General features: G+C 54.8%; 29 protein-coding genes and 1 other RNA gene. 19 read left to right on the top strand and 11 right to left on the bottom strand.

The genetic code is table 11. The features are described from left to right. The first annotated feature begins 114 nt into the window (after positions 1 to 114). Both JRI89_06855 and JRI89_06850 read left to right on the top strand, forming a co-directional pair. Positions 115 to 1578 (top strand): HAMP domain-containing protein, encoded by a 1464-nt coding sequence (locus tag JRI89_06855; protein ID MBW2070959.1) that lies wholly within the window; start codon positions 115 to 117, stop codon positions 1576 to 1578. Then, the gene (locus JRI89_06850; protein ID MBW2070958.1) at positions 1575 to 2954 is read left to right on the top strand and encodes a sigma-54-dependent Fis family transcriptional regulator; all 1380 of its coding nucleotides are present in this window, start codon (positions 1575 to 1577) and stop codon (positions 2952 to 2954) included. Before JRI89_06855 ends, JRI89_06850 begins: the two co-directional genes overlap by 4 nt. A gap of 36 nt (positions 2955 to 2990) precedes the next feature. Here the strand turns inward: JRI89_06850 and lon are convergent, their stop codons facing one another. Next, positions 2991 to 4988 carry an endopeptidase La gene (lon, locus tag JRI89_06845; protein MBW2070957.1) on the bottom strand — a complete coding sequence of 666 codons (1998 nt, stop codon included), beginning with the start codon at positions 4986 to 4988 and terminating at the stop codon, positions 2991 to 2993. A gap of 290 nt (positions 4989 to 5278) precedes the next feature. Between lon and JRI89_06840 the strand changes: the two genes are divergently transcribed. After that, complete coding sequence (locus JRI89_06840; protein MBW2070956.1) at positions 5279 to 7048, top strand: SLC13 family permease; 1770 nt, start codon at positions 5279 to 5281, stop codon at positions 7046 to 7048. Between the two features lie 367 nt (positions 7049 to 7415). Here the strand turns inward: JRI89_06840 and JRI89_06835 are convergent, their stop codons facing one another. Both JRI89_06835 and JRI89_06830 read right to left on the bottom strand, forming a co-directional pair. Then, positions 7416 to 7982: a universal stress protein gene (locus JRI89_06835; GenBank protein ID MBW2070955.1), complete on the bottom strand. Its 567-nt coding sequence runs from the start codon at positions 7980 to 7982 to the stop codon at positions 7416 to 7418. A 63-nt stretch (positions 7983 to 8045) separates the two neighbouring features. Continuing rightward, the gene (locus JRI89_06830; GenBank protein MBW2070954.1) at positions 8046 to 8222 is read right to left on the bottom strand and encodes a hypothetical protein; all 177 of its coding nucleotides are present in this window, start codon (positions 8220 to 8222) and stop codon (positions 8046 to 8048) included. 537 nt (positions 8223 to 8759) lie between these two features. On the opposite strand from JRI89_06830, the gene JRI89_06825 reads away from it, so the two are divergent. Beyond that, positions 8760 to 10268 (top strand): Rne/Rng family ribonuclease, encoded by a 1509-nt coding sequence (locus tag JRI89_06825; GenBank protein ID MBW2070953.1) that lies wholly within the window; start codon positions 8760 to 8762, stop codon positions 10266 to 10268. 148 nt (positions 10269 to 10416) lie between these two features. Here the strand turns inward: JRI89_06825 and JRI89_06820 are convergent, their stop codons facing one another. The 8 genes from JRI89_06820 to JRI89_06785 all read right to left on the bottom strand — a co-directional run bounded on the left by JRI89_06820 (position 10417) and on the right by JRI89_06785 (position 14765). Next, positions 10417 to 11049, bottom strand: a complete 633-nt coding sequence (locus JRI89_06820) for a TIGR00730 family Rossman fold protein (protein MBW2070952.1) — start codon at positions 11047 to 11049, stop codon at positions 10417 to 10419. Between the two features lie 289 nt (positions 11050 to 11338). Continuing rightward, positions 11339 to 11956, bottom strand: a complete 618-nt coding sequence (locus JRI89_06815) for an ATP synthase F0 subunit B (protein MBW2070951.1) — start codon at positions 11954 to 11956, stop codon at positions 11339 to 11341. Further along, complete coding sequence (locus tag JRI89_06810) at positions 11953 to 12381, bottom strand: hypothetical protein (protein ID MBW2070950.1); 429 nt, start codon at positions 12379 to 12381, stop codon at positions 11953 to 11955. The genes JRI89_06815 and JRI89_06810 overlap by 4 nt, the downstream gene beginning before the upstream one ends. 212 nt (positions 12382 to 12593) lie before the next feature. After that, on the bottom strand, positions 12594 to 13076 hold the full coding sequence (gene atpE, locus JRI89_06805) for an ATP synthase F0 subunit C (GenBank protein ID MBW2070949.1): 483 nt from the start codon (positions 13074 to 13076) through the stop codon (positions 12594 to 12596). Between the two features lie 16 nt (positions 13077 to 13092). Beyond that, positions 13093 to 13341, bottom strand: a complete 249-nt coding sequence (atpE, locus tag JRI89_06800; protein ID MBW2070948.1) for an ATP synthase F0 subunit C — start codon at positions 13339 to 13341, stop codon at positions 13093 to 13095. Between the two features lie 34 nt (positions 13342 to 13375). Beyond that, on the bottom strand, positions 13376 to 14050 hold the full coding sequence (gene atpB / locus JRI89_06795) for a F0F1 ATP synthase subunit A (GenBank protein ID MBW2070947.1): 675 nt from the start codon (positions 14048 to 14050) through the stop codon (positions 13376 to 13378). Between the two features lie 83 nt (positions 14051 to 14133). Next, the gene (locus JRI89_06790) at positions 14134 to 14544 is read right to left on the bottom strand and encodes an ATP synthase subunit I (protein ID MBW2070946.1); all 411 of its coding nucleotides are present in this window, start codon (positions 14542 to 14544) and stop codon (positions 14134 to 14136) included. 41 nt (positions 14545 to 14585) lie between these two features. Continuing rightward, on the bottom strand, positions 14586 to 14765 hold the full coding sequence (locus tag JRI89_06785; GenBank protein MBW2070945.1) for an AtpZ/AtpI family protein: 180 nt from the start codon (positions 14763 to 14765) through the stop codon (positions 14586 to 14588). Between the two features lie 289 nt (positions 14766 to 15054). Here JRI89_06785 and ffh point away from each other — a divergent pair, with 289 nt between their 5' ends. The 15 genes from ffh (at position 15055) to JRI89_06710 (ending at position 25353) form a co-directional block, all read left to right on the top strand. Next, positions 15055 to 16398 (top strand): signal recognition particle protein, encoded by a 1344-nt coding sequence (gene ffh, locus JRI89_06780; GenBank protein MBW2070944.1) that lies wholly within the window; start codon positions 15055 to 15057, stop codon positions 16396 to 16398. A gap of 90 nt (positions 16399 to 16488) precedes the next feature. Continuing rightward, a complete protein-coding gene (gene rpsP / locus JRI89_06775) occupies positions 16489 to 16743 on the top strand; it encodes a 30S ribosomal protein S16 (GenBank protein ID MBW2070943.1) in 255 nt (84 codons plus the stop codon). A 153-nt stretch (positions 16744 to 16896) separates the two neighbouring features. Beyond that, positions 16897 to 17130: a KH domain-containing protein gene (locus tag JRI89_06770; GenBank protein ID MBW2070942.1), complete on the top strand. Its 234-nt coding sequence runs from the start codon at positions 16897 to 16899 to the stop codon at positions 17128 to 17130. 5 nt (positions 17131 to 17135) lie between these two features. Beyond that, a complete protein-coding gene (gene rimM, locus JRI89_06765) occupies positions 17136 to 17645 on the top strand; it encodes a 16S rRNA processing protein RimM (GenBank protein ID MBW2070941.1) in 510 nt (169 codons plus the stop codon). Positions 17646 to 17753: 108 nt separating this feature from the next. Then, the gene (gene trmD, locus JRI89_06760) at positions 17754 to 18515 is read left to right on the top strand and encodes a tRNA (guanosine(37)-N1)-methyltransferase TrmD (GenBank protein ID MBW2070940.1); all 762 of its coding nucleotides are present in this window, start codon (positions 17754 to 17756) and stop codon (positions 18513 to 18515) included. Positions 18516 to 18579: 64 nt separating this feature from the next. Continuing rightward, positions 18580 to 19134, top strand: coding sequence for an RNA methyltransferase (locus JRI89_06755; protein ID MBW2070939.1), 555 nt, complete (start codon positions 18580 to 18582; stop codon positions 19132 to 19134). A 99-nt stretch (positions 19135 to 19233) separates the two neighbouring features. Continuing rightward, the gene (gene rplS, locus JRI89_06750; protein ID MBW2070938.1) at positions 19234 to 19581 is read left to right on the top strand and encodes a 50S ribosomal protein L19; all 348 of its coding nucleotides are present in this window, start codon (positions 19234 to 19236) and stop codon (positions 19579 to 19581) included. 30 nt (positions 19582 to 19611) lie between these two features. Beyond that, positions 19612 to 20274, top strand: a complete 663-nt coding sequence (locus tag JRI89_06745) for a ribonuclease HII (protein ID MBW2070937.1) — start codon at positions 19612 to 19614, stop codon at positions 20272 to 20274. A gap of 43 nt (positions 20275 to 20317) precedes the next feature. Beyond that, positions 20318 to 20701 carry a YraN family protein gene (locus tag JRI89_06740; protein ID MBW2070936.1) on the top strand — a complete coding sequence of 128 codons (384 nt, stop codon included), beginning with the start codon at positions 20318 to 20320 and terminating at the stop codon, positions 20699 to 20701. A 102-nt stretch (positions 20702 to 20803) separates the two neighbouring features. After that, complete coding sequence (gene rsmI / locus JRI89_06735; protein ID MBW2070935.1) at positions 20804 to 21649, top strand: 16S rRNA (cytidine(1402)-2'-O)-methyltransferase; 846 nt, start codon at positions 20804 to 20806, stop codon at positions 21647 to 21649. A gap of 193 nt (positions 21650 to 21842) precedes the next feature. Then, positions 21843 to 22115, top strand: coding sequence for an HPr family phosphocarrier protein (locus tag JRI89_06730; GenBank protein ID MBW2070934.1), 273 nt, complete (start codon positions 21843 to 21845; stop codon positions 22113 to 22115). Between the two features lie 4 nt (positions 22116 to 22119). Next, the gene (gene ptsP / locus JRI89_06725) at positions 22120 to 23928 is read left to right on the top strand and encodes a phosphoenolpyruvate--protein phosphotransferase (GenBank protein ID MBW2070933.1); all 1809 of its coding nucleotides are present in this window, start codon (positions 22120 to 22122) and stop codon (positions 23926 to 23928) included. Next, the gene (gene smpB, locus JRI89_06720; GenBank protein MBW2070932.1) at positions 23928 to 24389 is read left to right on the top strand and encodes an SsrA-binding protein SmpB; all 462 of its coding nucleotides are present in this window, start codon (positions 23928 to 23930) and stop codon (positions 24387 to 24389) included. Before ptsP ends, smpB begins: the two co-directional genes overlap by 1 nt. Positions 24390 to 24491: 102 nt before the next feature. Next, positions 24492 to 24823, top strand: a transfer-messenger RNA (tmRNA) gene (ssrA, locus tag JRI89_06715). Between the two features lie 239 nt (positions 24824 to 25062). After that, the gene (locus tag JRI89_06710) at positions 25063 to 25353 is read left to right on the top strand and encodes a GIY-YIG nuclease family protein (protein MBW2070931.1); all 291 of its coding nucleotides are present in this window, start codon (positions 25063 to 25065) and stop codon (positions 25351 to 25353) included. Positions 25354 to 25653 lie beyond the last annotated feature (300 nt).

Below are 25653 nucleotides of genomic sequence, written 5' to 3'. Positions count from 1 at the left end.
GAGAACGTCAGCCTATTTATGAACTGGTCCACTAAGTTTACTGATTTGCTATTTTTCTACGATTTTTTTATACTCAATCCACCGTAGTCCGCAATAACAAATATGAGAAACCTTATGCGAAAGGCTCGCTCATACCTTTATCTAACCATCCGCCAGAAGGTGGTGCTGGGATTTTCTCTGTCCATTATCGCCTTCCTGCTAATTGGTATTATTGCCTATCGAAGTCTGGTGAAAATCGATCGAAAACTCAGATTCGTAGAAACTGCCAGCCAGCTTCACGATACCATACTGGAGGTGAGACGCTACGAGAAAAACTTTCTCCTCTACGGCAAGGAGCAGGACTACCAGGAGACTCTGAACTATGTGGAAGAAGGAGAAAGGATATTCCACAAGATCGCCCCAGGTGTGGAGGGCTTGCAGGGAGCAGTCTATCTCAACAAGCTCGAGGATGAGATGACTCGCTACAGCCGTCTCTTGCAAAATCTGGCAGCTACTCAGGCGGAAAGCCCGGATGCGAGCAAGAGAGCTGCAATCGAAGCCAGGCTTCGGCAAAGCGGCAAGAATCTGGTGGACTTTTCTTTGCAACTGGCAGACTTCGAGTACAACAGAATTCATCATATCCTCGCCTCGTTAAGGCACAATATCGTCTATCTGCTGGTGATTCTCTCCGCGCTAGGACTCTTTCTCACCATGCTGGTGAGCAGCAAGATCGTCAGGCCTCTGCAAGTTATCGAGCGGACCACCCGCCGCATTGCTAAAGGAGATTTCAAGAGCCTGCCAGTCCATCAAACTGGTGACGAAACCCAGGCTGTGGTGGAAGCGTTCAACAAGATGGTAACCGAACTCGAAAAGCGCCAGGAACAGCTGGTGCAGGCGCAGAAGCTGTCATCTCTGGGAATTCTCACCTCTGGCATTGCCCATCAGCTCAACAATCCGCTCAACAACATTTCTACTTCTTGCCAGATTCTCATGGAGGAGCTGGCCGGCACAGATGGAGAGCACGCTGACAGGCTGCTCAAGAACATCGACCAGGAGGTGGACAGAGCCAGAGATATTGTCAAAGGTCTTCTGGAGTTCTCCAGGGAGAGGGAATTCCAGCCCGGCTGGATCAACCTGGAAAACCTCATCCTCAATACTATCCGTCTGGTATCGAGCCAGGTGCCCGCCGGCGTGGAGATTGACAGCAACGTACCCGAGGATCTGGATATATACGCTGACGGCCAGAAGCTGCAGGAGGTGCTCCTCAACCTTCTGCTCAATGCTGCCCAGGCCATTCCTGAAGGCGAGGGGAAAATCAGCATAACCGCCCGCGAAAATCTGGCACGGAAGATGGTGGAGATAGATGTGAGTGACACCGGCTGTGGCATAACCCCGGAAGACCTGCCTCACATATTCGACCCTTTCTTCTCCACCAAAGAGGTGGGATACGGCACTGGCCTCGGCCTCTCAGTAGCCCATGGCATTGTAGAAAAGCACGGCGGCACCCTCACTGTGAAAAGCAGACAAGGTGAAGGAACTACCTTTACCATCAGCCTGCCGCTAAAGAGTGGACCTCGAACTGGAGAGCACCGCCCATGAAACCAGGCAGAATTCTGGTGATAGACGACGAAGAGATTGCTCGCGACAATCTGCAGCACATCCTCAGGAAAGAGGGGCATCTGGTGGTCTCCGTGGACAACGGTGTCAAGGCCTTGAAAAAGCTGGCCTCTTCTCAATTTGACGTGGTTCTCACCGATCTGAAGATGAAGCAGGTGGACGGCATGGAAGTGCTGGAACGCTGCAAGGAGCAGCACCCTGACACCGAGGTCATTATGGTTACTGCTTATGCTACGGTCAACACCGCCATCGAGGCCATGAAAAAGGGAGCCTATCACTACATTGCCAAGCCTTACAAGATTGACGAAGTGCGGCTGGTGGTAAAGAGGGCCCTCGAAAAAAAACAGCTCAAAGATGAGCTGAACAATCTCAAACAGGAATGTAAAGGCCTTGCTGGCCCTCCCCTTATCGTGGGCAGGAGCAGCAAGATGCAGGAACTTATCGACATGGTGAAGCAGATCGCCCCCAGCGACTGCAGCGTGCTCATTTTTGGGGAGACGGGCACGGGCAAGGAGCTCATTGCCAGGGCCATCCATCACCAGAGCAATCGCGCCATGGAGCCCTTTGTTGCCTTCAACTGCGCTGTTTTCACTGAAGAACTGCTGGCCAACGAACTGTTCGGCCATGAAAAGGACGCCTTCACCGGGGCCACCTCCACCAAGATAGGGTTGCTGGAGGCAGCCAGTGGCGGCACCATTTTCCTGGATGAGATTGGCGACATGCCTGCAGCCATGCAGGTGAAGCTGCTGCGAGTGCTGGAAGAGAGATCACTGCTGCGGGTGGGTGGCACCAAGCCTGTGCCCGTGGATATCCGGGTGGTGGCTGCCACCCACAAGGATCTGAACAGGGAGATGGCAGCCGGCAGATTTCGGCAGGATCTCTACTACCGGCTCAATGTGGTGAGTCTGCATCTGCCCCCTCTGGCCGAACGGCGCGACGATATTCCTTTGTTGGTCCAGCACTTCCTCAACCGCTTCGCTGCTGCTCAGAAAAAGGCCATCGAAGATATCTCAGAGGAGGCCATGGCCATTCTTTACAACTATGAGTACCCTGGCAACATCCGCGAACTGGAAAACATCATGGAGCGCGCCGTAGCCCTCTGCAACGGTCCCACAATTCTACCCCAGCACCTGCCCCAGGAACTCGGCACCATGGCTTTCAAAGTATATCGCCAAACCAGCAAGCGCTTGCCGACTCTGGAGGAAAACGAACTGGAATACGTCCGCTGGGTTCTCAAGAAAGTGAACGGCAACAAGACCAGAGCCGCTGAAATTCTGGGCATCGACCGGGTTTCCCTGTGGCGCAAGTTGAAACGCTGGGGCCTGGCAGACAATTCCGAAAGTGCAGCGACAAACTGACCGCCGGGCCGCAGCTGCTTCTGCATAAACAGGCGCTTATCTGAGAACCACCTCCACCACCTCGTCCACACTGGCGATACAAATCACCTGCAGATCGCCTCGGATGTGGCTGGCCAGGTCATCCAGCTCTGCCCGGTTCTTCTCTGGAAATACCACGGTCTCTACCCCAGCCCTGCGAGCAGCCAGGATCTTGGCGCGAATGCCGGCCACTGGCAGCACCCTGCCGCTCAGGGTAAGTTCGCCGCTCATGGCCACCTGCCGCCGCGCCGGCCTGCCGGTGAGGAGAGAAATTAGGGCAAGGGCTATGGTGAGCCCGGCTGAAGGACCATCCTTGGGAATGGCACCAGCTGGCACATGAATATGGATATCGTGATCGTCAAAAAAATTCTCCACAATGCCGAAGGCAGCAGCATTGCTTCTCACATAGCTCAGGGCTGCCTGGGCCGACTCCTGCATGACTTCACCCAGAGAGCCGGTAAGAATGAGGCCTTTGGTGCCCTTCATCCTGGTGGCCTCCACAAAGATGATGTCGCCGCCCGTCTCTGTCCACACCAGTCCAGTCGTCACCCCCACCCGGTCTCTGGCCTCGGCCACCTCGTAGAAAAATTTTCTCGGGCCCAGATATTGCTCCACCTTTGCTGGAGTTACGGTTACGGACTGCATGCTGGCGCCCTTTCTCAAGGCCTGGCGAGCAATCTTGCGGCACACCGAGCCGATTTCTCGCTCGAGGTTTCGCAGACCCGCCTCCCGGGTGTATTCCCTGATAATCTTCAGCACTGCCTCTGGACTGAACTGTACTGCCGAACTTTCGAGTCCGGCTGCTTCCAGCTGGCGGGGAATGAGAAAATTATAGGCAATAGTCTCCTTTTCTTCGTCAGTATATCCCGGCAGAGACAGAACCTCCATTCTATCGAGCAGCGGCCGCGGAATCGGCTCCAGCAGGTTGGCAGTGCCGATGAACATCACACTGGACAGGTCGAATGGCACGTCCAGATAATAGTCGACAAAATGATCATTCTGTTCCGGGTCCAACACTTCCAGGAGAGCCGAAGCTGGGTCCCCGCGAAAATCCTGACCGATCTTGTCGATCTCGTCGAGCATGAAGACCGGATTATTGGAGCCAATGCGTCGAATTGCCTCTATAATTCTACCTGGCATGGCGCCAGCGTAGCTGCGGCGATGGCCGCGGATTTCGGCCTCGTCCTTCATGCCGGCCACGGAGAGGCGAATGAATTTTCTGCCAAGAGCAGCTGCAATTGACCGCCCCAGAGAGGTCTTGCCCGTACCCGGCGGTCCCATGAAACAGAGAACTGGGCCCTTGGGTTTGTGAGCCCACTGCTTTCTGCTCAAGGCTTCTCTGACTGTGGCCCTCACCTGTTCGATCTTCAGTGGTTTGGCCAGGTAATGGTAGGCCCCTTTCTGAAGAGCCTCCACTGCAGAGGGCACTGTGGCATAGCCGGTGACAATGATGACGTCTGTCTGCGGATGCTCGTTTTTTATTTTTTGCAACAGCTCCATGCCCCCTACTTTCATCATGAGCAAGTCTGTGAGCACCAGATCGAAAGCTTCGCTTGCCATGCGCTCCAAGGCCTCAGCGCCATTTGTGGCAGTGGCCACCTGGTAACCCTCTCCTTTGAGTATATGCTCCAGATTGGTTCTGGCAATTTCCTCGTCGTCCACCACCAGCAGGCGAAACGTTCGTTGAATCTTCAAGGCCCGCACCGCCAGGTACTCGAGGATTCTCTCCTTTATCTGCTCCAGGCCGGCGTGCTCATTATTGAGAATGCGCTCGGCTCTGTCCAGATCCAGGTTGTCTTCGGTGTGGATGTTCCAAGGCAAAGTGGCGAGATACTCGAGGTAATTTACGCCGATCACATATTCGGCTGCTGAAGTGGGAGTCTTCTCAAGCTTCTCAAGCTCCTTGAGCGCCACGGTTTCCACGTGTTCCGGCAAGTTTGCCCTGTCAATCTGCTGGCGCAGCAGTTCCAGTTCCTCCAGGTCTTCTTTGGGCTCACCCTTGCGAAAGAATGCCATAGCTGTCACCCCGAGTCGCAGTTGTCCTCAACTGTCAAGGCTGAAATTTGCCCTTTGCAGACACTTTCTGGCCCACTCCTGTAGACAATGGCAAAGTATATCACACTTTGCGCTTGTTAAAACTTGCACTTATTGGATCATTTTGCTACATTGACACCGATTTCGCAAGGAAGGGACACCACCCCATATTGCAGAGGGCTTCGGCAATAAGGATCCCCCTCCGACTCTTTGTTCCGGTCCAAGTAGCAGGCTCGATAGCACAAATTGACGATCTTCAGGGAGGAGTGACAATGACTGCTGACATGGTAATGACCCTCATTGTGCTCGCCTTTGCCGTTATCCTCTTCGTTTTCGAATGGGTGCGGGTGGATGTGGTGGGCATCATGATGATGGTACTTCTTCCCCTTATTGGCCTGGTATCTCCCAAACAGGCCTTCATGGGATTGAGCAGCAATGCGGTGGTCTCAATTATCGCGGTCATTATCATTGGTGCTGGTTTGGACAAGACCGGAGTCATGAACAAGGTGGCGGGTCCTATTATCAAACTCGCCGGGCAAAGCGAGCGGCGAGTCATGGCCTTTGTCTCGGGCACGGTAGCAGTGATATCCAGCATGATGCAAAATATCGGCGCAGCTGCTCTCTTTCTGCCTGCCACTCAGCGAATCGCCAAACGGTTGGACATTCCTATCTCCAGACTCCTCATGCCCATGGGTTTCTGCGCCATCATCGGCGGTACTCTCACTCTGGTGGGCGCCAGCCCCACCATCCTGCTCAACGACCTCATGGTGCTGGGCGACAAGAAGCTGGAGCCCTTCGGGCTATTCACGCAGACGCCCATAGGCATCTGCCTGGTCGCCAGTGCCATTATCTACTTCATGATACTGGGCAAATTCATCCTGCCTGCAGCCAAAGGTGAAGCGGACCGTGGCGTCACCGCCATGCTGCTGGAAGATTATCCGGCCCTGGATCATCCCTTCGAACTTCATGTGCCAGATACCTTCGAGGGTCCAAAGACGCTGGAAGAACTTGCTATCCGGCAGAATTTCCTGGTGACAGTTGTGGCTATCGGCAATGCTACCACAGGAAACAAGAGGCTGGTGCCCCGGCGGAGCGACAGCGTCTCTGCTGGCGATGATCTGGTCATCATTGGCAGGGAGCTGAACGTCAAGAAACTGGCCGAGTACATGGGCTGGCAGATCAAAGACGGCCTTGATTTTTTTGCCGACGAATTTGCCCGCACCAACGCCGGGCTGGTGGAAACCGTGGTTTCGCCGCGCTCAGAGCTGGTGGGCAAGACCCTGCGAGAGGCGAAGTTTCAGGACCGCTATCGAGTCAATGTCATCGCAGTCAATACTGGAGGTCGAATCTACTACTCGGGGATCAAAGACGTGCACCTCAAGATGGGCGATGCCATCTTGCTGCAGGGCCCCTGGGATCGCTTCCACCGGCTGAGAAACCAGCCACAACCGCGGGCTCTCACTTTTGCCACTCCTCTGGAGGGAGAAATACTGCGACCAGAAAAGGCCAAGCTGGCCATCATCTGGCTGGCAGTTGCCCTGGCGCAGATCACCATTTTCAAAATGCAGCTCTCAGTAGCGCTGATGTCAGGTGCTCTTGGCATGATCATCACTGGAGTTCTCTCTGTGGACGAGGCATACCACTCGGTGGACTGGATGACGGTGTTTCTCCTGGGAGGTCTCATCCCGCTCGGAGTTGCCTTCGAGCAGACTGGCACTGCCGCCTACATAGCCAAGAAAATCCTGGAGATCATCGGGGAGGTGCAGCCCATCGTTCTGCTGGCAGTAATTGGCATCCTGACCTCGTTTTTCACCCTGGTGATCTCAAATGTGGGAGCCACAGTGCTTCTGGTGCCTCTCTGCATGAACATGGGTCTTTCCGCCTCCAACACCTTTGTGCTGCCCACCCACCAGGTAAATGCCCTGATCATGAGGCCGGGAGGCTACCGCACCATAGACTATACCAAGGCCGGAGCGGTCATGACCGTCATCTTCCTCGTCGTTATGCTCACGGTCATCTATTTCTTTTACGGAGTCCAGTAATATACTGGCCAGTGCCGCTGGAGATGTGCAGGCCTGCTGCTGTGACCTGCTGCCCAGGCAACGGTGTCTGTCGTGCCCCTGGAAGAAATGCTCTGGCAGAAGCAAGGGCCATTCTTTTCAGGAGTGTCTATTTTTTGTTCTCTTTACGAAAATAATAGCAGAGCCCAAGAGTAAACAGGATCAAGACCAGGCCAAAAATGAAATGTGCGTCCATTTCCCTCTCCTTCTGCTGTAGAATTCTCTCCACGCCTCATGCTGATTTCGACAACAAGGGGTAGCAAACCGCAACAGACGACACCAGCCCGGGGCTCTCTCCCCGCGGCCGGTGCCTGGAAAACATGTTGTTTGCTCTGCTCTTCGCTTGCAGTTAACTGTGCGCTAGACAGAATACCGGGATTGTCACCCTGCCTTCCTCGGGACAGCTCTCCGGTTCGGTAATGACAAAATCAACCCGCCGCAGCTCCTCATGCGTTTCTTTAATGCAGTCATCCACCTCGCCAAACTTCACCACATGCGTAAATGGAATGCCCTTTTCTTCGCAACCGCGCCGGAACTCTTCGATTGTTTCCTGACACTTGGCATTGAACTGCTCGCAAAGGATGTCACAGAAGGGCTCTAGAGTACTGGACTGCCGCGGCACTGGGCCCACGTTGAGCGCTACGATCTCGTAGCCCATCCTCTCGGCAAAGCCCAGAGCATACTCTACGACCTCCCGCGAGAAAGTGTGTTCATTGCCCACCACCAGAACCTTGGCCTTTTCAGCCAGCTCCTCTCGGATGACCTGCTGCGCCTCTTCCTGCAGCCCTGCCTCGGCAAAGGTAATCGCCTCGGTATAGCCCTCGATTTTTTCCCGCATTGTCTGGGTCTGCCGGTCTTCTACCTCCACAGCCTTGTTCTTTTTTCTGGCTATTCGCTTTTTCAATTTGCCCAACATGAATGCCACCTCCTTATATCGACTTGGCAGTTACCATTCTTTGCCCACTGAGTGAAAAATTAATTAGCGCCGTGGACCGGGAGCGCGCAGCTCCATTCTCTGTCTGGGCCGTTGACTGGGTCTTTTGTGCTTGCGGATCCTCTTCTTTTCCTTCAGCAGCTGCCTCGCTGTGTCATGATCTCCTGCTTCTGCGAAGCTCACGGCCATCATCACTCTTTCTATCTTTTCTCGTAAACTCATGATCAAACCTCCTATTCCTATTTATTGTGAAAATCTTGTTGTGTGCTGCTCTTTGCCCCTAGGTAATATCAAGCTCTGTGCCAATGCGGGCGCTCTTTCATATCATGTTAAAATCACTGCTATTTTACCTTTGCAAATGGCTCGGCAGTTCTGGCATGTTCGTTACAGAATGCAACACTTAAATACTGATTTTATAATTATTGTGCTATTTCACATACTTACAAAATGTTACAGGTTACGGATTGACTGTTGCGTTCTGTAACGGTCTGGTCACTTCAGTGATGAGCGCAAACAAACCTGGAGGCTTTCAAATGGAAAGTGGCCTGACTTTCCCTGGAGCACAGTACCTGTCACTGGTCGTATCTGGATGGCAATCTGGCTGATTAGCGGAACTTTTAAGTTCTTGCCTTGACGTTGCTGCTGGTTTATTCTAGCGGCAACATTGACAGAGGCAGGTCCAATAGGAAAAGGAGCCCGGGGAAATCCACATTGGCCTGCTGACCACGGATCCCCGTAACAGAGGCCATGAGTAGAGCAATGAACCGACAGATGCTGATCAATGCCGAAGAACCGGAAGAATACCGCCTGGCTATAGTTTCCGGCCAGAAACTAGAGGAATTTTATATCGAGTTCACCAGCCGCGAACAGACGGTGGGCAATATCTACAAGGGAAAAGTAGTCCATATCCACCCCAGTCTGGAGGCTGCTTTCGTGGATTTTGGTGCTGACAGAAACGGCTTTATTCAGCTCAATGAAATCCATCCAGAATACTACCAGCGCCAGTCCGGCACGGATGACAGACAGGTGCGCATCGAGGAAGTGCTGCGCACCGGTCAGGAACTCCTGGTGCAGGTGGTAAAGGAAGCCACCGCCTCCAAAGGCGCTTACCTGACCACTTATCTGTCCCTGCCGGGCCGCTACCTGGTGCTGATGCCCGGCAGCAAACATGGGGGAATTTCGCGAAAAATCGAAGACGAAGACCAGCGCCAGCGGTTGCGCAATATCATTTCCCAGCTGACAGTGCCAGAAGGAATCAACGTCATCGTCCGCACTGCCGGGGAGAACCGTACCAAACGCGAGCTGGCCAGGGACCTCAACTACCTGCTCAGGCTGTGGAACAGTATCAAGAAGTCAGCCCAGGAAGTGAGCGCCCCGGCCCTTCTTTATAAAGAGAGAGATTTGATAATTCGGGCCATCAGGGACTATTTCACTTCAGACGTCAAGAGCATCCTGGTGGACAACAAGGAGGTCTACAAGAGAATCAAGGACTTTATGGCGATCGTCTCGCCCCGGCACCGCTGGCTGGTAAAGCTTTACAAGGAAAAGCGGCCCATCTTTGCCAAATATCAGCTGGAGGAGCAGATCGATACCATTTTTCAGAACCGCGTACCTCTGAAATCCGGCGGCTTCCTGGTTATCGACACCACCGAAGCGCTGGTGGCCATTGACGTGAACTCGGGAAAATCGAGCAGGGAAAGAGAACTCGAGGAAACTGCCTTCAAAACCAACCTGGAAGCAGCAGCCGAAGTCCCCCGCCAGCTTCGGCTGCGAGATCTCGGCGGAATCGTGGTCATAGACTTCATCGATATGAAGGACCGCAAGCATATACGGCAGGTGGAAAAGGTCCTGCGAGAAGAGTTCAAAAAAGACAGGGCCAGAACCGAAGTAGGCCGCATCGGCAAGTTCGGCATACTCGCAGCCTCCAGGCAGCGTTTGCGGCCTTCAGTGCAGTCCACCTCACATGTTCCCTGTGAGCGTTGCGGCGGCACTGGCATGGTTCGCTCTACTGAAGCAGCTGCTGTTGCCTTTTTACGGAAAATCTGGCTCAAACTCAGCCGCAACAAGGAAGTGAACGAGGTTCGCTGCTATTTTTCGGAAGAAGTGGCCAACTATCTTCTCAACAAGAAACGGGCAGATCTACTTAAACTGGAGAGCCGCTACCATACAGTCATCCACATTGAATCCCGCCCGGATATTCCACCTGGCAGCGGCCACCTGGAATTCCTCCAGACCGACAGCGCCGAAGCAAATCAAGAAGTCCTTTGAGCCTGATAGGCCACCGCAGCCTGCCTCCAGCATGCTGAGGCTACCATTGCTGCCGGCGGATAGCCAGAGCGCTTCTCCGGAAGCAGGCTTGCCGCCCTGGAAGCAAGGCCAGCAGCTGCCCCCTCGAGGAAAGAGAACCCCGAAGGCATCAGGCCTTATCCGGAGAAACGACTCTGACTACTGCCTGCACCACCTCCTCAGGCTCTTCCAGCACCTCCATCACCTCGAGATCTTCTGCGGAGATCTTGCCGGTGTCCGCCAGATGCTGCTTCATCCAGGCAAGCAACCCCTGCCAGTAATCCCTTCCCACCAGGATCACGGGAAAGGGCTTGATGCGATGAGTCTGGATCAGCGTCACCGCCTCGAAGAGTTCGTCCAGGGTACCGAACCCCCCCGGCAGCACCACATAGGCCTGAGCGTACTTGACAAATATGACCTTGCGAATGAAGAAGTACCTGAAATCAAGCTTGATATTGGCATAGGGATTCGGCTCCTGCTCCATGGGCAGTTGAATATTGAGGCCAATGGATCTGCCCCCAGCCTCGGCCGCCCCCCTGTTGGCGGCCTCCATCAGTCCGGGGCCGCCGCCGGTGATCACGTCAAAGCCGCGCTGAGCAAAGAGACGAGCAATTATTCGGGCTTTCTCATAGAGCGGCTCCCCGAGCCGCACGCGTGCTGAGCCAAAAATGGAGACCGCAGGATACACATCTGCCATGGCCTCGAAGCCGTCTACAAACTCTGCCATGATCCGAAAAAGCCGCCAGCTCTCCTTTATGGTCATCTGATCGATGAGATATTGCCGCTCCACCACTTTCGTCCTCCTCAGTTGAAAACCAAGCTTCTGACACAGTTATACAGGCGGTGCTGCTCTTTCCGCCTCTCCTGGAGGCAGTGAAGGTTCCACAATAGTGACTGGCGGAGGCCCGGGAGGGAAAGCAAGGACCTTCATTGCCTCCAATATTACCTTCCCCTTGTGTCCAGCATTCCCACCAGTGGGTGGAGATCAGGTTGAAAAAGGCGGGTCAACCCCGCCTTGTCTTCCTGCAATGTGAAACTTGCTCGTCGTTTCTCTATATCTTCATTTCCTGGAGCTGCGTCAGTTGCTGCAGATAGTTCTCCAGCAGTCTTTCCTGATCTGCGGTGTCAATGGCCTTGCTGATCTTCTGTTCTGCAAGCTCCACCGCCTCCTCGATCACCTCGGCCCGCAGCTGATTTCTGGCCTCCCGCACCATCATCTCGGCTTCCAATCTAGCCTTCTCCAACATGTGCTCGGCTGTCTTCTGGGCGTTGGCAATGATCTTTTGCCGCTCCTGTTCACCCTGTTCGCTTATGAGCATCTCGAGCTTTTCGATCTCGGCACCCAGCCCTTCCAGGCGGTATTCCACCTCCCGCAGCTCCTCTTCGGCGCTGAGGCAGTTCGTCTCGGCACTGTCCAGCTGCTCGCTTATCAGCCTGCTGCGCTGCTCAAAGAATCGTTCCAGGGGTTCTCTCAGCAGTTTGACCATGAAAAAGGCAAGTATGAGAAAGTTAATGACTCGCCAGGAGTTCATCCAGATTGTCTTGAGGTTGCTCGTGGACTGCGGGTTTTCTGCAGCAGCAGCCCCGAACACCAGCCCTCCAACAAGAGCGACTGCCACAATCGCCACCAGAATGAGCCGTACTACCCTGCTGCCCGCCAGTGCTCTCATGACACCTCTCTTCCTAGTACCTTTGCCGCCAGCATCTCTGACAGGGCGTCCACTTCACGCCTGATCTCGTCCCTGATCCGCTGGGTCTCTGCCCGCAGCTGCTGCTGGGTGGAGTCGATTATGCGAGCAGATTCTTCAGCCACCTGACGCAGCTTCTCCTCCTGCTGTTCCTTGAGTTTCTTGGTCACCTCTTCCTGCTGTTGGTGGGCGCTCACCTTTGTCTGCTGCAAGCGATCCTCATATTGCTGCAGTTTGGTGCGGACCTGTTCGCGGCACTGGTGAGCCTTTTCCTCCCAGGTGGAAATCTGCTGCTGCCGCTCGCTAATCACCTCGTTTATGGGCTTGAAGAGGATCTTGTTCAAAATGAGCACCAGGATGAGAAACTGCACTACCTGGATGACAATGGTAAGATTGATCTCGATCATAGAGCTCCCCGTTTCCAGCTATATGATTGTCGGCTTCTGCCCACATGTAAGGGCTGCCGTCTACTGCTACGCTCCACTGAAGGCCTGCTGTCAGCCCTCGACCTGGGGCTTCTCGACTGGAGCCTGCCTTCAGGTAGCTGTTTCCTCGCGATCTGCTGTAGCCCCCAGCCCGGTTTCGTCAACCGGCTGGCATGCTCTTTCGGCGCCTGGGATCAAATAACAAAGATCAACAGCAATGAGACAACGAGTGAATAGATGCCGGTGCTCTCGGCCACGGCCTGTCCTACCAGCATGGTGCGGATGATCACCGGCGAGGTTTCAGGATTGCGGGCTATGGATTCGCAGGCGCTGCCTGCCACAAATCCTTCGCCCACCCCGGGGCCTATGGCGCCGAGTCCCATACAGAGACCTGCAGCCAAGAATGCAGGAATATCAATAAACCGCACTACGCTGAAGTCGCGAAACAGCAGCAGCAAAGCCACCACCAGCGAATAAATGCCGGTGCTCTCAGCCACGGCCTGTCCCACCAGCATGGTGCGGAGCAATTCATCAGCAACCCCCGGCTGTCTGCCCATTCCTTCGCACGCTTTGTTGGCTGCATACCCTTCTCCCATGCCGGAACCGATGGCCCCGAATCCCATGGAAAGTCCAGCCCCCACAAAAGCCGCCATTTTGACCCAAGCGGTAAGGTCCATCTGAATCTCCCGCCTTTCACACCACGAAGATGAGCAACAGCGCCACGACCAGTGAATAGATTCCGGTGGACTCAGATACCGCCTGTCCTACGAGCATGGTTCGAGTAAGCAAACCAGCCTCACGAGGATTTCGGCCGATGGCCTCACAAGCCTTGGCTGCTGCCATGCCTTCTCCGACGCCAGGGCCAATCGCTCCGAATCCCATTGATATGCCTGCACCCAGCAAAGCTGCCGCCCTGACTAGATCCACTCCACTAATTTCCATGCCACATCCTCCTTCTCATGTGAACTTTACCACCTCACCTGATCTGTACTGAAATGTACACCAGCGTGAGCATCATAAACACAAAGGCCTGCACCGTTCCTACGAACAAACCGAAAAAGGCGTATAGAAAAGGCGGCAGCACCAGACCGTACAGCAGCTGTGACACCACAATAATGATGATACCACCGCCCATGATATTGCCAAACAGACGAAAAGATATGGAAATTACCTTGGCAATTTCACCCACCACATTGAGGGGCATCATGAAAAAAATCGGCTGGAAATACTCTTTGATGTAGAGCTTGAGCCCCTTTTTCTTGATGGCCGTCCCATGGGCGATGAAAAACCCCATGATGCCAAGGCCGAGGGTGGTATTGATATCCTTGGTGGGCTCGGACAGGAAGGGAATAATGCCAATCCAGTTGCACAGCAGCAAAAAGATGAAAAGGGCGCAAATGAGAGGAAAGTAGCGCCGCACGTATTCTTCGCCCAGGGCTTCGCGGACGAGGTCTTTGAACCATTCGACGAGCAGTTCACTGATGTGCTGCCAGGGTCCTGGCACCCGTGCCTTCCGGCGGGTTGCCAGCCAGGCAAAAACCACTGTCAGTGCCATCACCACCCAGGTCATTATCAAGGTCTCACTGTTGACCTTGAACTGCATACCACCAAGCGAAAATACCCACTGACTTATTTTGCCGATCTCTCCCATAACGTCTTTCTCGAAGTCTGTGTTCAGTCCGCTGTGCCCCTCATCCCTTCTCTAATGACCCGGATGAAGGGCTCCCAGGTCAACTATTCGATCTCCCTGCTGCTGCAACAGTTGTTTCTCTGCGCTCCTGCAGATGCTGAGCGACTCTTGCCGACGAAAAAATGACAAAATATGGCAGCCTTCACCAGGAGCAGCCCCAGCACTGTGGCGGCAAGATTTATAGAGGGCAGCTTTATGGCCAGCACAATGGGTATGCTCATCAACAAAAAGCGCGGGATCTGTCCAGCGATAGCGGCATACCTGCCGCCGCGGAGAACCCTGCGCGGCAGAAAGATGGCCATGAGCTTGAAATCCAGTACACTGAAGAGGCTGCCAAGGGCAACTCCCTTGGCAGCGGCTTTCTGATCGAGCACCAGGCAGAGGCACGCTGCTCCCAGAGCAAGAAACAAGGTTTTCTTGATAACAACCTTCTGCAAATCGTCGTAGCTGCTCATATGGTCTCTCGGTCTCGGGCAGCAGAAAAGCCCCAGCCCTGTCATTCTGCAGATGAGTTGTTGCCGTCCTCACCATCCAGTTCTCTGATCTGCTTGTAAACCGTCCAGCCGCCGCCGCCAATGCCGACCAGAATACAGACGGTCAGGAAGATTCCCCGGGTGCCGAGCCACTTGTCGAGGAAATAGCCAATGGCAAAACCCACCCCAATGCTCCCCACCATGGTAAGCCCCAATTGCGAAACCAGGGTGAGGTCCTAGCATGAGATGGCGAGGCGCTTTCTATGCCAACCTTGTCGGTTGTAACATCTTTCACTAACCGTGACCACAAAGATTAGGGAAAATCTTGGCAAAAGTCCAGGATTTTTTTTCTATTGGCCAGCATTATAGGAAGACTTTGCAGCTAGCCATGATTGTTTTCAGCATCCCCAGGGGGCTGCTTGTTGCTCTGTCTCAGTTAAATTCACTATAATCTATAAATTTTGATGATACCTGAAAAGGCAAAGAAAACTAATGTTTGAAAGCCTCAGCGAAAAATTTAATCGTACCCTGAAGCGCTTGAAAGGGCAAGGCAAGCTTTCTGAGAAAAATATCAAAGAGGCCCTGAGGGAGGTGCGTCTAGCCCTGCTCGAAGCCGATGTCCATTACAAGGTGGCCAAGCAGTTTGTCGCAGACATTGCTGAGCGCGCTGTGGGCAGTGAAGTGATGGACAGCCTTACGCCGGGACAGCAGCTGGTGAAGATCGTCAACGATGAACTCACCCGCCTTATGGGAACTGAGGCTGTACCTCTGCAATTGAGCGGCCGCACTCCCCTGATTTATATGCTGGTTGGACTGCAGGGTTCCGGAAAAACTACCACTGCCGGCAAGCTCGCCCTCTATCTCAAGGATCTCAACCGCCACCCCTGCCTGGTGCCGGCAGACGTCTACCGCCCGGCTGCCATTGATCAGCTTGCCACTCTGGGACAACAGCTTCAGGTGCCTGTTTTTCCGGCAACTCCGGAGATGGATCCACTGGACATTGGTCTGGCGGCCCTGGCATACGCCAGGCAACAGGGAGCTGATATCCTCATCCTGGACACTGCCGGCCGTCTCCACATAGATCAGCAGTTGATGGCGGAGCTCGAGAGGCTCAAGGAAAAGTTACAGCCAAAGGAAATCCTGTTGATAGCCGATGCCATGACTGGCCAGGACGCAGTGCAGGTGGCTGAAGCTTTTGATCAGAGGCTCGAGTTGACCGGCATCATCCTCACCAAAATGGATGGCGACGCCCGGGGCGGCGCAGCGCTCTCCATGCGCCAGGTCACAGGCAAGCCCATCAAGTTCGTGGGTGTGGGAGAAAAACTCGACGGTCTGGAAGCCTTTCATCCAGACAGAATGGCCTCCCGTATATTGGGCATGGGTGATGTGCTCTCCCTCATTGAAAAAACCCAAAAGGCTTTCGATGAGAAGCAGGCCCTCAAACTGCAGCAAAAGCTGATCCAGGATGACTTCACCCTGGAGGACTTCAGAGATCAGCTCCGTCAGATAAAAAAACTGGGCTCTCTGGAAGACATTCTCAGCATGCTGCCCGGCATTGGACCCATGAAGCAGCTGCGCAATTTGAAGCCAGATGACAAGGAGCTTGTTCGAACAGAGGCCATCATCAATTCCATGACACCTGAAGAACGAAGCAATCATCTGATCATCAACGCCAGTCGCCGACGACGAATAGCCCGCGGCAGCGGTACCACGGTTCAGGAAGTAAACAAACTCCTCAAGAGCTATGCCCAGATGAGAAAGACTTTGCGAAAGTTCACCAGGGGAAAGAAGAGAGGCAAACGTTTTCCACCACATGGCTTATCTCTGCCTTTCTAGTATGGACCCGAGACAGCCCGTGAGTGAGACCAGGCTGTCTGGCAGCCTGCTCTTTTTCGGCTGAGCAGAAAAAAGGAGAAAAGCAATATTATGGCAGTACGTATACGTCTGACGCGCAAGGGATCGAAAAAAAGGGCTTTCTACCGCATTATCGTGGCGAGTTCCGAGGCACCGAGAGACGGCAAGTTCATCGAAATTCTCGGCACCTATAATCCTCATGCAGATCCTGTTGAGGTGAAAATCGACTCGGACAGACTGAACTTCTGGCTCGCCAGGGGTGCACAACCAACAGATACTGTGAGAAGCCTGCTCAGAAACAAAGGACTACTGGCAAAATCCGCCTGACACTGAGCGCTCCATGTGCTCCACGTCTTTCGGCATTCCCGGTCATCGGCTGCGCCAGCCACATCAGGGCCTCAGCAGACGGGCGGGTAGCAGACCGGCAACAAGTCAGGCAGCCTCATGGTCCCGGTACCGCACAGCTCAATGGAGGTCGCCATGCTGAAGGAACTAATTGAGTACATCGCCAAGGCTCTGGTGGATCACCCGGAACAGGTTGAAGTCTCTGAATTGGAAGGCGAACAGACCTCTGTAATCGAACTTCGGGTTGCCAAAGATGACCTGGGCAAAGTTATAGGCAAACAGGGGCGCACTGCCCGTTCCATGAGAACTATACTCAGTGCCGCCTCCACCAAATTGAGAAAGCGCGCTGTACTGGAAATTATCGAATAGGGATTATGGTAAGCGAGGACCTGCTCCCTATTGGCAAGATCGTCAAGACTCACGGACTCCGGGGACATCTCAAAGTTGTGCCATCTGGCGAGGTGCTTGCGAGCCTCACCGCAGGTGAAACTGTGCTGGCTCGTCTGCGGGACGGGACTTTGAGACGGCTCACCGTGGAGGAGGTTCGACCGCATCAACGCGCCTATCTTGTTGTCAGTCGCGAAATCGACAGCCGCGAGAGCGCTGCTGCCCTGGTGGGAGCCGAGCTTTGCCTTCCAGAGTCGAAACTGCCCCCTCTGGGCCCCGATGAATTTTACTGGCACCAGCTTGTGGGGCTGGAGGTTGTGAACAGCAAGGGCGACAAACTCGGCACTCTGGAACAGATCATAGAAACGGGCAGCAATGATGTGTACGTGGTCCGCAAGGGGAAGCAGGAGATTCTCATTCCGGCAACCCATGAAGCGGTTCTGGAAGTGAACCTGGAGGAGGGAAGGATGGTTGTTGATCCTCCAGAGATGACCTGATGCCGGGAGAGCTTCTCTGGTGTAGAAAATGAAGCAGAACCGTGGCGGTCATATGGAGGAGGGAGATAGTAAAAGGGGCGGCCTGCGTTCAAGGGACGGTGGGCTTCCATGATGATCATCGACATTCTGACCATATTCCCTGAGCTCGTGCGAGCGCCTCTGCAGCAGAGCATCCTCGGCAAAGCGATCGAGCGCGGCCTTATCGATGTCCGTATAGTGAACATTCGAGACTTTGCCGTTGATCGCCATCTGACCACAGATGATCGGCCCTATGGCGGCGGCAGCGGCATGGTGATGAAAATTGAACCACTGGTGGGAGCAATCCGCCGGGTACGCTCCATGGATCCTCCCACCCACGTTGTTCTCATGAGCCCGCAGGGCAGATTGTTCAAGCAAGAGATAGCCTGGGAACTGAGTCGGCTGCAGCATATCAGCCTGGTATGCGGTCGTTACGAAGGCATTGATGAACGGCTCCGTTCCTACGTAGACGACGAGATTTCCATAGGAGACTACATCGTCAGCGGTGGTGAACTGCCAGCGCTGGTAGTGACAGAAGCAGTGAGCAGATTGATACCCGGGGTGCTGGGCAACAGAGAGGCCACAGCAGAGGAAACTTTTGCGGACACCCTGCTGGAATACCCCCAGTATACCAGACCAGAGGTCTTCGAAGGGCAGAGAGTTCCTGAAGTGCTGCTCTCCGGCAATCATGAGGCTATCCGAAGATGGCGCCGGCAGCAATCTCTTTACCGCACCTGGAAGAGACGGCGCGACTTGTTGGCCAGAGCAATACTGAGCACTGAAGATCGGCAGCTCCTGGCAGAAATCATTGAGGGAGAAAAAGAGCAGCAAGGCTCAGGAGGTTCAATTTAGTGCCGTGAAAGGCGAGCGCAGGGTTCCTTTCAGGCAGAGATGAGGCAGCAGTGTGAATGTTGAGGTGGCGCTGGTCCACTACCCTGTGTACAACCGGCATCAGCAAGTCATTGCTTCCGCCGTTACCAACTTGGATCTTCATGATATTGCTCGAGCATGCAAGACCTATGGCGTACACCGCTTCTATGTGGTCACGCCACTGGCGGATCAACATCGCCTGGTGCGCAGGCTGCTGGACCACTGGCTGAGGGGCCGCGGCTCGCAAGTGCACCCTGAACGGAAAGCGGCTCTGGAACTGGTGGAGCTGGCGGATTCGGTGGACGATGTTGTGCAGCGTAATTGCCGGACGGCTGGGAAACAGACAAAGCTGTTGGCCACGGCAGCCACAGTGTGCCGACCTGTGTTCACCTATGGTGAAGCTCGTCAGTGGCTCACGGCTGGCGGCCAGCTGTTGATTCTCTTCGGCACCGCCTGGGGATTGAGCAGAGAGGTTATGGAGCTGGCAGATTATCAGCTGCCGCCTATAGATGGCCGCCACGGATATAATCACCTTTCGGTCCGTTCGGCGGCAAGCATCATACTGGACAGACTTCTCAGTGATAGAGAGGAGTTGAGTTAGAGGAGCCTACAGCTAGATTCCACTGCAGCCAACCACGCCATGAGGCGCTGGGCGAGTTGCCTCAGCAAGAGATGGAACAGAGATACAAGAGGAAGAACTATGAACATCATAGAGAACCTTGACAGAGAGCAGATGCGCACAGATATTCCGGACTTCAAGCCCGGGGACACTGTAAAGGTGCACGTAAAGATCCGCGAAGGCGACAAGGAGCGAATCCAGGTCTTTCAGGGCGTGGTCATTCGCAAGCGCAAAGGCACCATCAATGCCACCATCACGGTGCGCAAGGTATCCTACGGAGTAGGAGTGGAACGCATCTTCCCCCTGCACTCTCCCCAGCTCGAAAAGATTGAAGTGGTCAGCCGCGGCCGGGTGCGCCGCTCCCGCCTCTATTACCTGCGCCAGAGGAGGGGCAAGGCCGCCCGCATCCGGGAGCTTCGCCCCCACTAGGGTGAGGGCTGCTTAACAATCCGGGGGTATATGAGTCGAGCATCCTCTCAGGGCCAGCTTTTTCCTGGCCTGGACATTGATCGCTGGCATTTTGAGCGAGCCGCCCTGCAGCGGGGATTCTGCCGAGTGGCTGGTGTGGATGAGGTGGGACGCGGCCCTCTGGCCGGGCCGGTGGTAGCTGCAGCCGTGGTGCTGCCGGCCGGCATGGATTTCCCTGAAATTCGCGACTCCAAACAACTTACTGCCGCCCAACGGCAGGCCTGCTGCCATACCATCCTGGAAAAGGCCCTGGCCGTGGGCCTGGGCCAGGTGAGCGCCGGGGAGATAGACCGCACCGACATTCTCACGGCCAGCCTGGAGGCAATGCGCCTGGCTGTCAGCCGCCTGGAGCCACCCCCTGATTTTCTGCTGGTCGACGGTCCCTGGCGGATACCAGTTTCCCTGCCGCAACAGCCCATCAAGGGCGGCGATCGTCTGTCAGTATCAGTGGCAGCCGCATCCATTGTGGCCAAAGTACACCGCGACAGGTTGATGCTGGAGTATCATCGCAGCTATCCCCACTATAACTTTGCCCGCAACAAGGGCTACGGCACAAGAGAACATCGCCAGGCACTGGAGCGCTATGGGTCCTGCCCCTTGCACCGACAATCTTTCCGGGGAGTCGGCCCGCCCAGGTCTGAAAAATTTACCTGAACAGCGTCTGGGACTGGCGGCTGACACCTGCAAGACTGCCGAAATGACTCTAGACCGAAGCAGCATGAGCCATCTTGCCCTGGGTGAGCAAGGTGAGATACTGGCTCTCCACTATTTGAAGCAAAGGGGATATCGTATTGTTGCCCGCAATTATCGCTGCCCTCTGGGCGAAATTGACATCATTGCCCGTCATCGGGGTGTAGTCGTATTCGTTGAGGTCAAGTCGCGCAGCAGCAAGGCGTTCGGTGTTCCTGCCATGGCCATAACAGCCGCCAAGAGGCACAAACTGAGCCAGGTGGCCTGGTATTATCTGCAGCGCCACAATCTGACGGATGCCAGCGCCAGGTTCGATGTGGTCTCTGTGAGCAACATCCGCTCCACGCCAAAGATTGAACTGATCGAGAACGCCTTTGAAACTACTTTTTGATGGACGCCGGCAGCAAGGTGGCGGTCAGCCGGGCAACCTGCAAACGGCAATGCAGGCCGAACTCGGACAGCCGCTGCTGTATTCGCTTTTAGAGAGAGGTAGATGCGCTCCACAACAGGCAGTCTCTTTCTGGTAGCCACTCCTATAGGCAATCTGGAGGACATTACTCTGCGCGCCCTGCGCACGCTCCGTGAAGTTGACATTATTGCCGCCGAGGACACCCGCCGAACCAGGAAACTTCTGAGTTTTTACGACATACATCGACCCCTGCTGAGCTATCACGACCACAATGCCGCTGTGCAGACGCCGCATCTGCTGGCAGAACTTCAGGCTGGCAAAGCAGTGGCTCTGGTGAGCGATGCCGGCACGCCATCCATAGCAGATCCGGGCTTCGACCTGGTGCGTCGGGCTGTGGCTGCGGGCATCCAGGTGCTGGCAATCCCAGGGCCCTCTGCCCTGATCAGCTCTCTCATAGTCTCGGGGCTTCCCACTGACAAATTCCTTTTCCTGGGCTATCCACCGAGTAGAAGCGCAGCCCGCTGCGCCTTCCTGGCTCGCTACTCCCATGTGCAGGAGACCCTGGTGCTCTTCGAGTCGCCCCACAGGCTGCCAGCCTCGCTGTGTGATATGTACAAGATCTGGGGCAGCCGCCAGGTTGCCGTAACCCGGGAATTGACAAAGATCCACGAAGAAGTGTTCCGCGGCTCACTGGAGCAAGCGGTGGCGCACTGGCAGAAGCCGCCGCGGGGTGAGGTGACTCTGGTGGTCGCCGGTGTTTCCCCGGAAGCAGAAAAGGTGTATGATTCCCTGGAGGAGGAGTTGAGGCTTCGCCTCCAGTCAACAGAGAAGCCGCTCAAAGAGATTGTGGCTGAGGTGGCTCTGGCCCGGGGACTGAGCAAGAGGCTGGTCTATCAGCAGGCCCTGAAGATCAGGCGGCAGGATAGATGAGATTCATGGCGGGCCGGCCTCTATTGACTTGGCTGTAGCCATGTGCTAAGAAGGCTGTGCCGTGCCCACTGTAGCCATTTTGCCCCTCTTGAACAGGAGCCTGTAGAAGTGGGCTGGAAGCTTTCTAGACAAGACAGATGCACTGGTGTGAGCGGGAAATTCCTGTCACTGCTATTTTGCTATGATCAAGGCAATGCCGGTCCTACAACGACAATTTACCATTGGCAACAAACTGGGCCTGCACGCTCGTGCTGCCGCCAAAATAGTCAAGATTGCCAATCAGTACCGTTCCCACATTCGATTCCTCAAAAACGGCCAGGAGGCGGACGCCAAGAGCATACTCGGCATCTTGACCCTGGCCTGTCCACAGGGATGTATAATCGAGGTGCACGTGGAGGGCGATGATGCGCTGGAAGCCATGGACGCCCTGACCAGCCTTTTTGAATCCAATTTTGGCGAGGAATAGTGAGATGCCCCCGGGGAAAGCCCGTAAGATCCTGAAAGGAATCGGGGTCACACCGGGCATTGCCATTGGCAAGGCCTATCAGGTGGATCGCAACAGGGTGGCTGTGGTGTACCACCACCTGCCAGCCGCACAGACAGAACAGGAGGTGCGTCGTTTTGCTGCAGCTGTGGATAAAGCCGAAATTGATCTGCAGGAGATCAAGTCCGGCATGGCTGGAGAATTCCCAGAGCATGTCTACATCCTCGACAGCCATCTCCATATATTGCGAGACAGGATGCTCTATGACGAGACCATCCGCTTCATCAGAGAACACAAGGTAAATGCGGAATGGGCAGTCAAGCAAGCCCTGGAGAATGCCCATCGCCTTTTCGCCAGGATCGAGGACGAATATATTCGCAGCCGGATTTCCGACGTAGATTACGTGGCGGGCATGGTACTGGGCAATCTCACTGGCCAGAAGGCCCAGAGCGTGGCTGGCATCAAGGAAAGAGTCATCATCGTGGCTCATGACCTGTCTCCGGCAGACACCATGCAGCTCCAGGTAGAACGCACTCTGGGCTTTGTTACCGACATGGGGGGCAAGACTTCCCACACCGCCATTATTGCGCGTTCCCTGGATATCCCCGCGGTTGTGGGCCTCGAGGCCATAACCAGAGAGGTTCGCTCCGGGGAACTGATGGTGGTGGACGGCACCACCGGTACGGTGATCATCGATCCTGATGAGGAGCTCCTCAATTATTACTACGAACGGCAGTATCAGGTGGAGGCCTACCGCAAGGAATTGACCCGCTGTGCTGCTCTGCCTGCTGAGACCGAAGACGGCTTTTCCATAAGAATACAGGCGAATATAGAGCTGCTGGAAGAAGTAGTGGCAGTACTGGACAATGGCGCCGAGGGAATCGGCCTCTATCGGACGGAGTATCTCTACCTCAATCGGCAGGATCTTCCTGACGAGGACACCCTGTTCTGGGACTACCGTGAAGTGGCTGAGATTGTGTATCCAGAGGCGGTAACCATTCGCACCCTCGACCTCGGCGCTGAAAAACTGCTCACCGGCCTGCAGCGCGGCAACCAGACGAACCCTGCCCTGGGCTTGAGAGCCATCCGACTCTGCCTGCAGGAGAACAGGCTCTTTCGGACTCAACTGCGGGCCATCTTGCGGGTAAGTGCAGTCACCGACAATGTGCGCCTCATGTTCCCCATGATCTCCGGTCTGGGGGAGCTGCGGGCCGCCAAGGATCTTCTTGCTGAAGTACGGCAGTCCTTGCAGGAAGAAGGCATCAGATTCAGCAACCCTCTGCCCGTGGGCATAATGATCGAGGTGCCTTCTGCAGTGGCAGTGGCTGATCTGTTGGCAAGGGAGGTTGATTTTTTCAGCATCGGCACCAATGACCTGGTGCAGTATGCCCTGGCCATCGATCGCGTCAATGAACATGTGGCCCACCTGTATGAGCCTCTGCATCCTGCTATTCTGAGGATGATCAAACAGGTGACCGATGCCGGCCACCGGGCTGGAATTCCCGTATCGCTCTGCGGAGAGATGGCAGGAGAGCCCCTGTATGCACCCATTCTTCTGGGCTTCGAACTCGACTCCTTGAGCATGAACGCCCTGGCAGTCCCCCGGGTCAAGCAGGTCATTCGCAACGCCAACCTGGAAGAATGCAAGACATACCTGCGCCAGGCTCTCAACCTTTCTACTGCTGAGCAGATCAATGCCTACCTGCGGGAAATTGCCTGGCAGCGCTTCCGAGAGGATTTCGAGTTCTTCCCGGCTGAACTGGGCAAACACCTGGATGTCGACTTTATCTGCTGATGACTCGAGCAAATATCAAAATCGTCTGTCAAAACAAAAAGGCGCGGCACGACTACCACATCCTCGAGGTCATCGAGGCGGGCATGGTGCTGCTGGGCACCGAGGTGAAATCCCTGCGCCAGGGCAAGGCCAATCTCAAAGACAGCTATGCCCGCATCAAGGACGGGGAGCTTTTTCTCATGCAGGCTCACATTTCACCGTACAGCCATGCCCACTATGACAACCACCAGCCCGACCGGGTGCGCAAACTGCTGGTCCACAAGAGTGAGCTGAAGCGGTTGACCGGCAAGACCCAGGAAAGGGGCCTCACCCTAGTGCCCCTGAAGATTTATTTCAAGAATGGCAAGGCAAAGGTGGAGCTGGCCCTGGCGCGCGGCAAGAAGATCTATGACAAACGGGAGACTTTGAAGAGAAAAACAGAGCAGCGCGAAATGGAAAAGGCCATCAAGAAGAGGTATTGATTCCGCCGGCGCAGCAGTAAACTCCTGCCCTTTATTTGACATGCAAGCTAATAAATCATAATATATGGATAAATCCTCTTCGAAGTTTTACCTTCCAGGAATGGGGGCGAAACGGGTTCGACGGGGACAATGAAGTTTAAGCGGCATGCCGAGGTTCCTGCCTGCTCGTTAAACAGGTGGGGTTAAATGCAAACGCAGACGACTATGCGTATGCCGTAGCCGCATAAAGCGGCTACCGTCCTGCCGGTCCGGGTCCGCGGGGCCGGCAAAGGGCGTCGACTAGCGGAACCGCCCGCTGCACCTGCCTGCAGGCAGCGGGTGGAATCCTGCCCGAGGGGAGTCCCGGAGAGCGAGAACTCAATACCCGGGCTAAGCATGTAGAAGCTTAAACGGAAGGTTCTCGGACGCGGGTTCGACTCCCGCCGCCTCCACCATTCGATGCGGCCTGCGCTCCGCTCAGGCCTTACTCATGGCAGGCCATTAAATTTGCTGCCTTGTGATAGACTCTCAACTCAAGCATCGAATGGTGTCCTGAGTAAGCGAGCTTAGCGAGCGCATCGAAGGGCAGCAAACCTTTGCGGCCTGCGCTCCGCTCAGGCCTTACTCATGGCAGGCCATTAAATTTGCTGCCTTGTGATAGACTCTCAACTCAAGCATCGAATGGTGGTGCTCAATGAATAAATGCTATTTTCTTTACATTCTAAAATGTTCGGATGGCAGCTACTACGTGGGGACTACCAGTGCCCTGGAGGAACGCTTTCGGGCGCACAATGAAGGTAGAGCCGCGAGGTACACCACAAGTCGCCGTCCAGTAACACTTGTTTACTCGGAAGAACACCCGAATGTCGAGCAAGCGCGGTCCCGCGAACGGCAAATAAAGTGTTGGTCCCGAGCAAAAAAAGAGGCTCTCATTTCTGGTGATAGACCAAAGCTCAAGAAATTAAGCAAGAGACATATCAAATAATTCCTCCTGTCTATTCAACCACCATAAATCCAAACATTGCCAGGAATGCAAGTCTTACCAGGTACCTACTTTACGTATCCTAGGCTCTGCGATCATCCGATTTTAGGCGTCTGACCTGACTTTCAGAGACAAGTCGAATTTGGATGTATTATCCAATGAATTTAGTCAGTTAAGTCATACAGAAGTGTAGAACCTACTGGTACCTGCGTGAAGTCCACCGGGTAAACGGCAAAGTGCGCTTGAAATGGCAAAAGTATCTCGGCACCGCCGAGACCATCATGGCCAAACTCAAGCAGGCTG

It is taken from the genome of Deltaproteobacteria bacterium (assembly GCA_019309045.1).
Classification (GTDB): Bacteria; Desulfobacterota; Syntrophobacteria; order BM002; family BM002; genus JAFDGZ01.
This window is presented reverse-complemented; position numbering and strand designations above follow the sequence as displayed.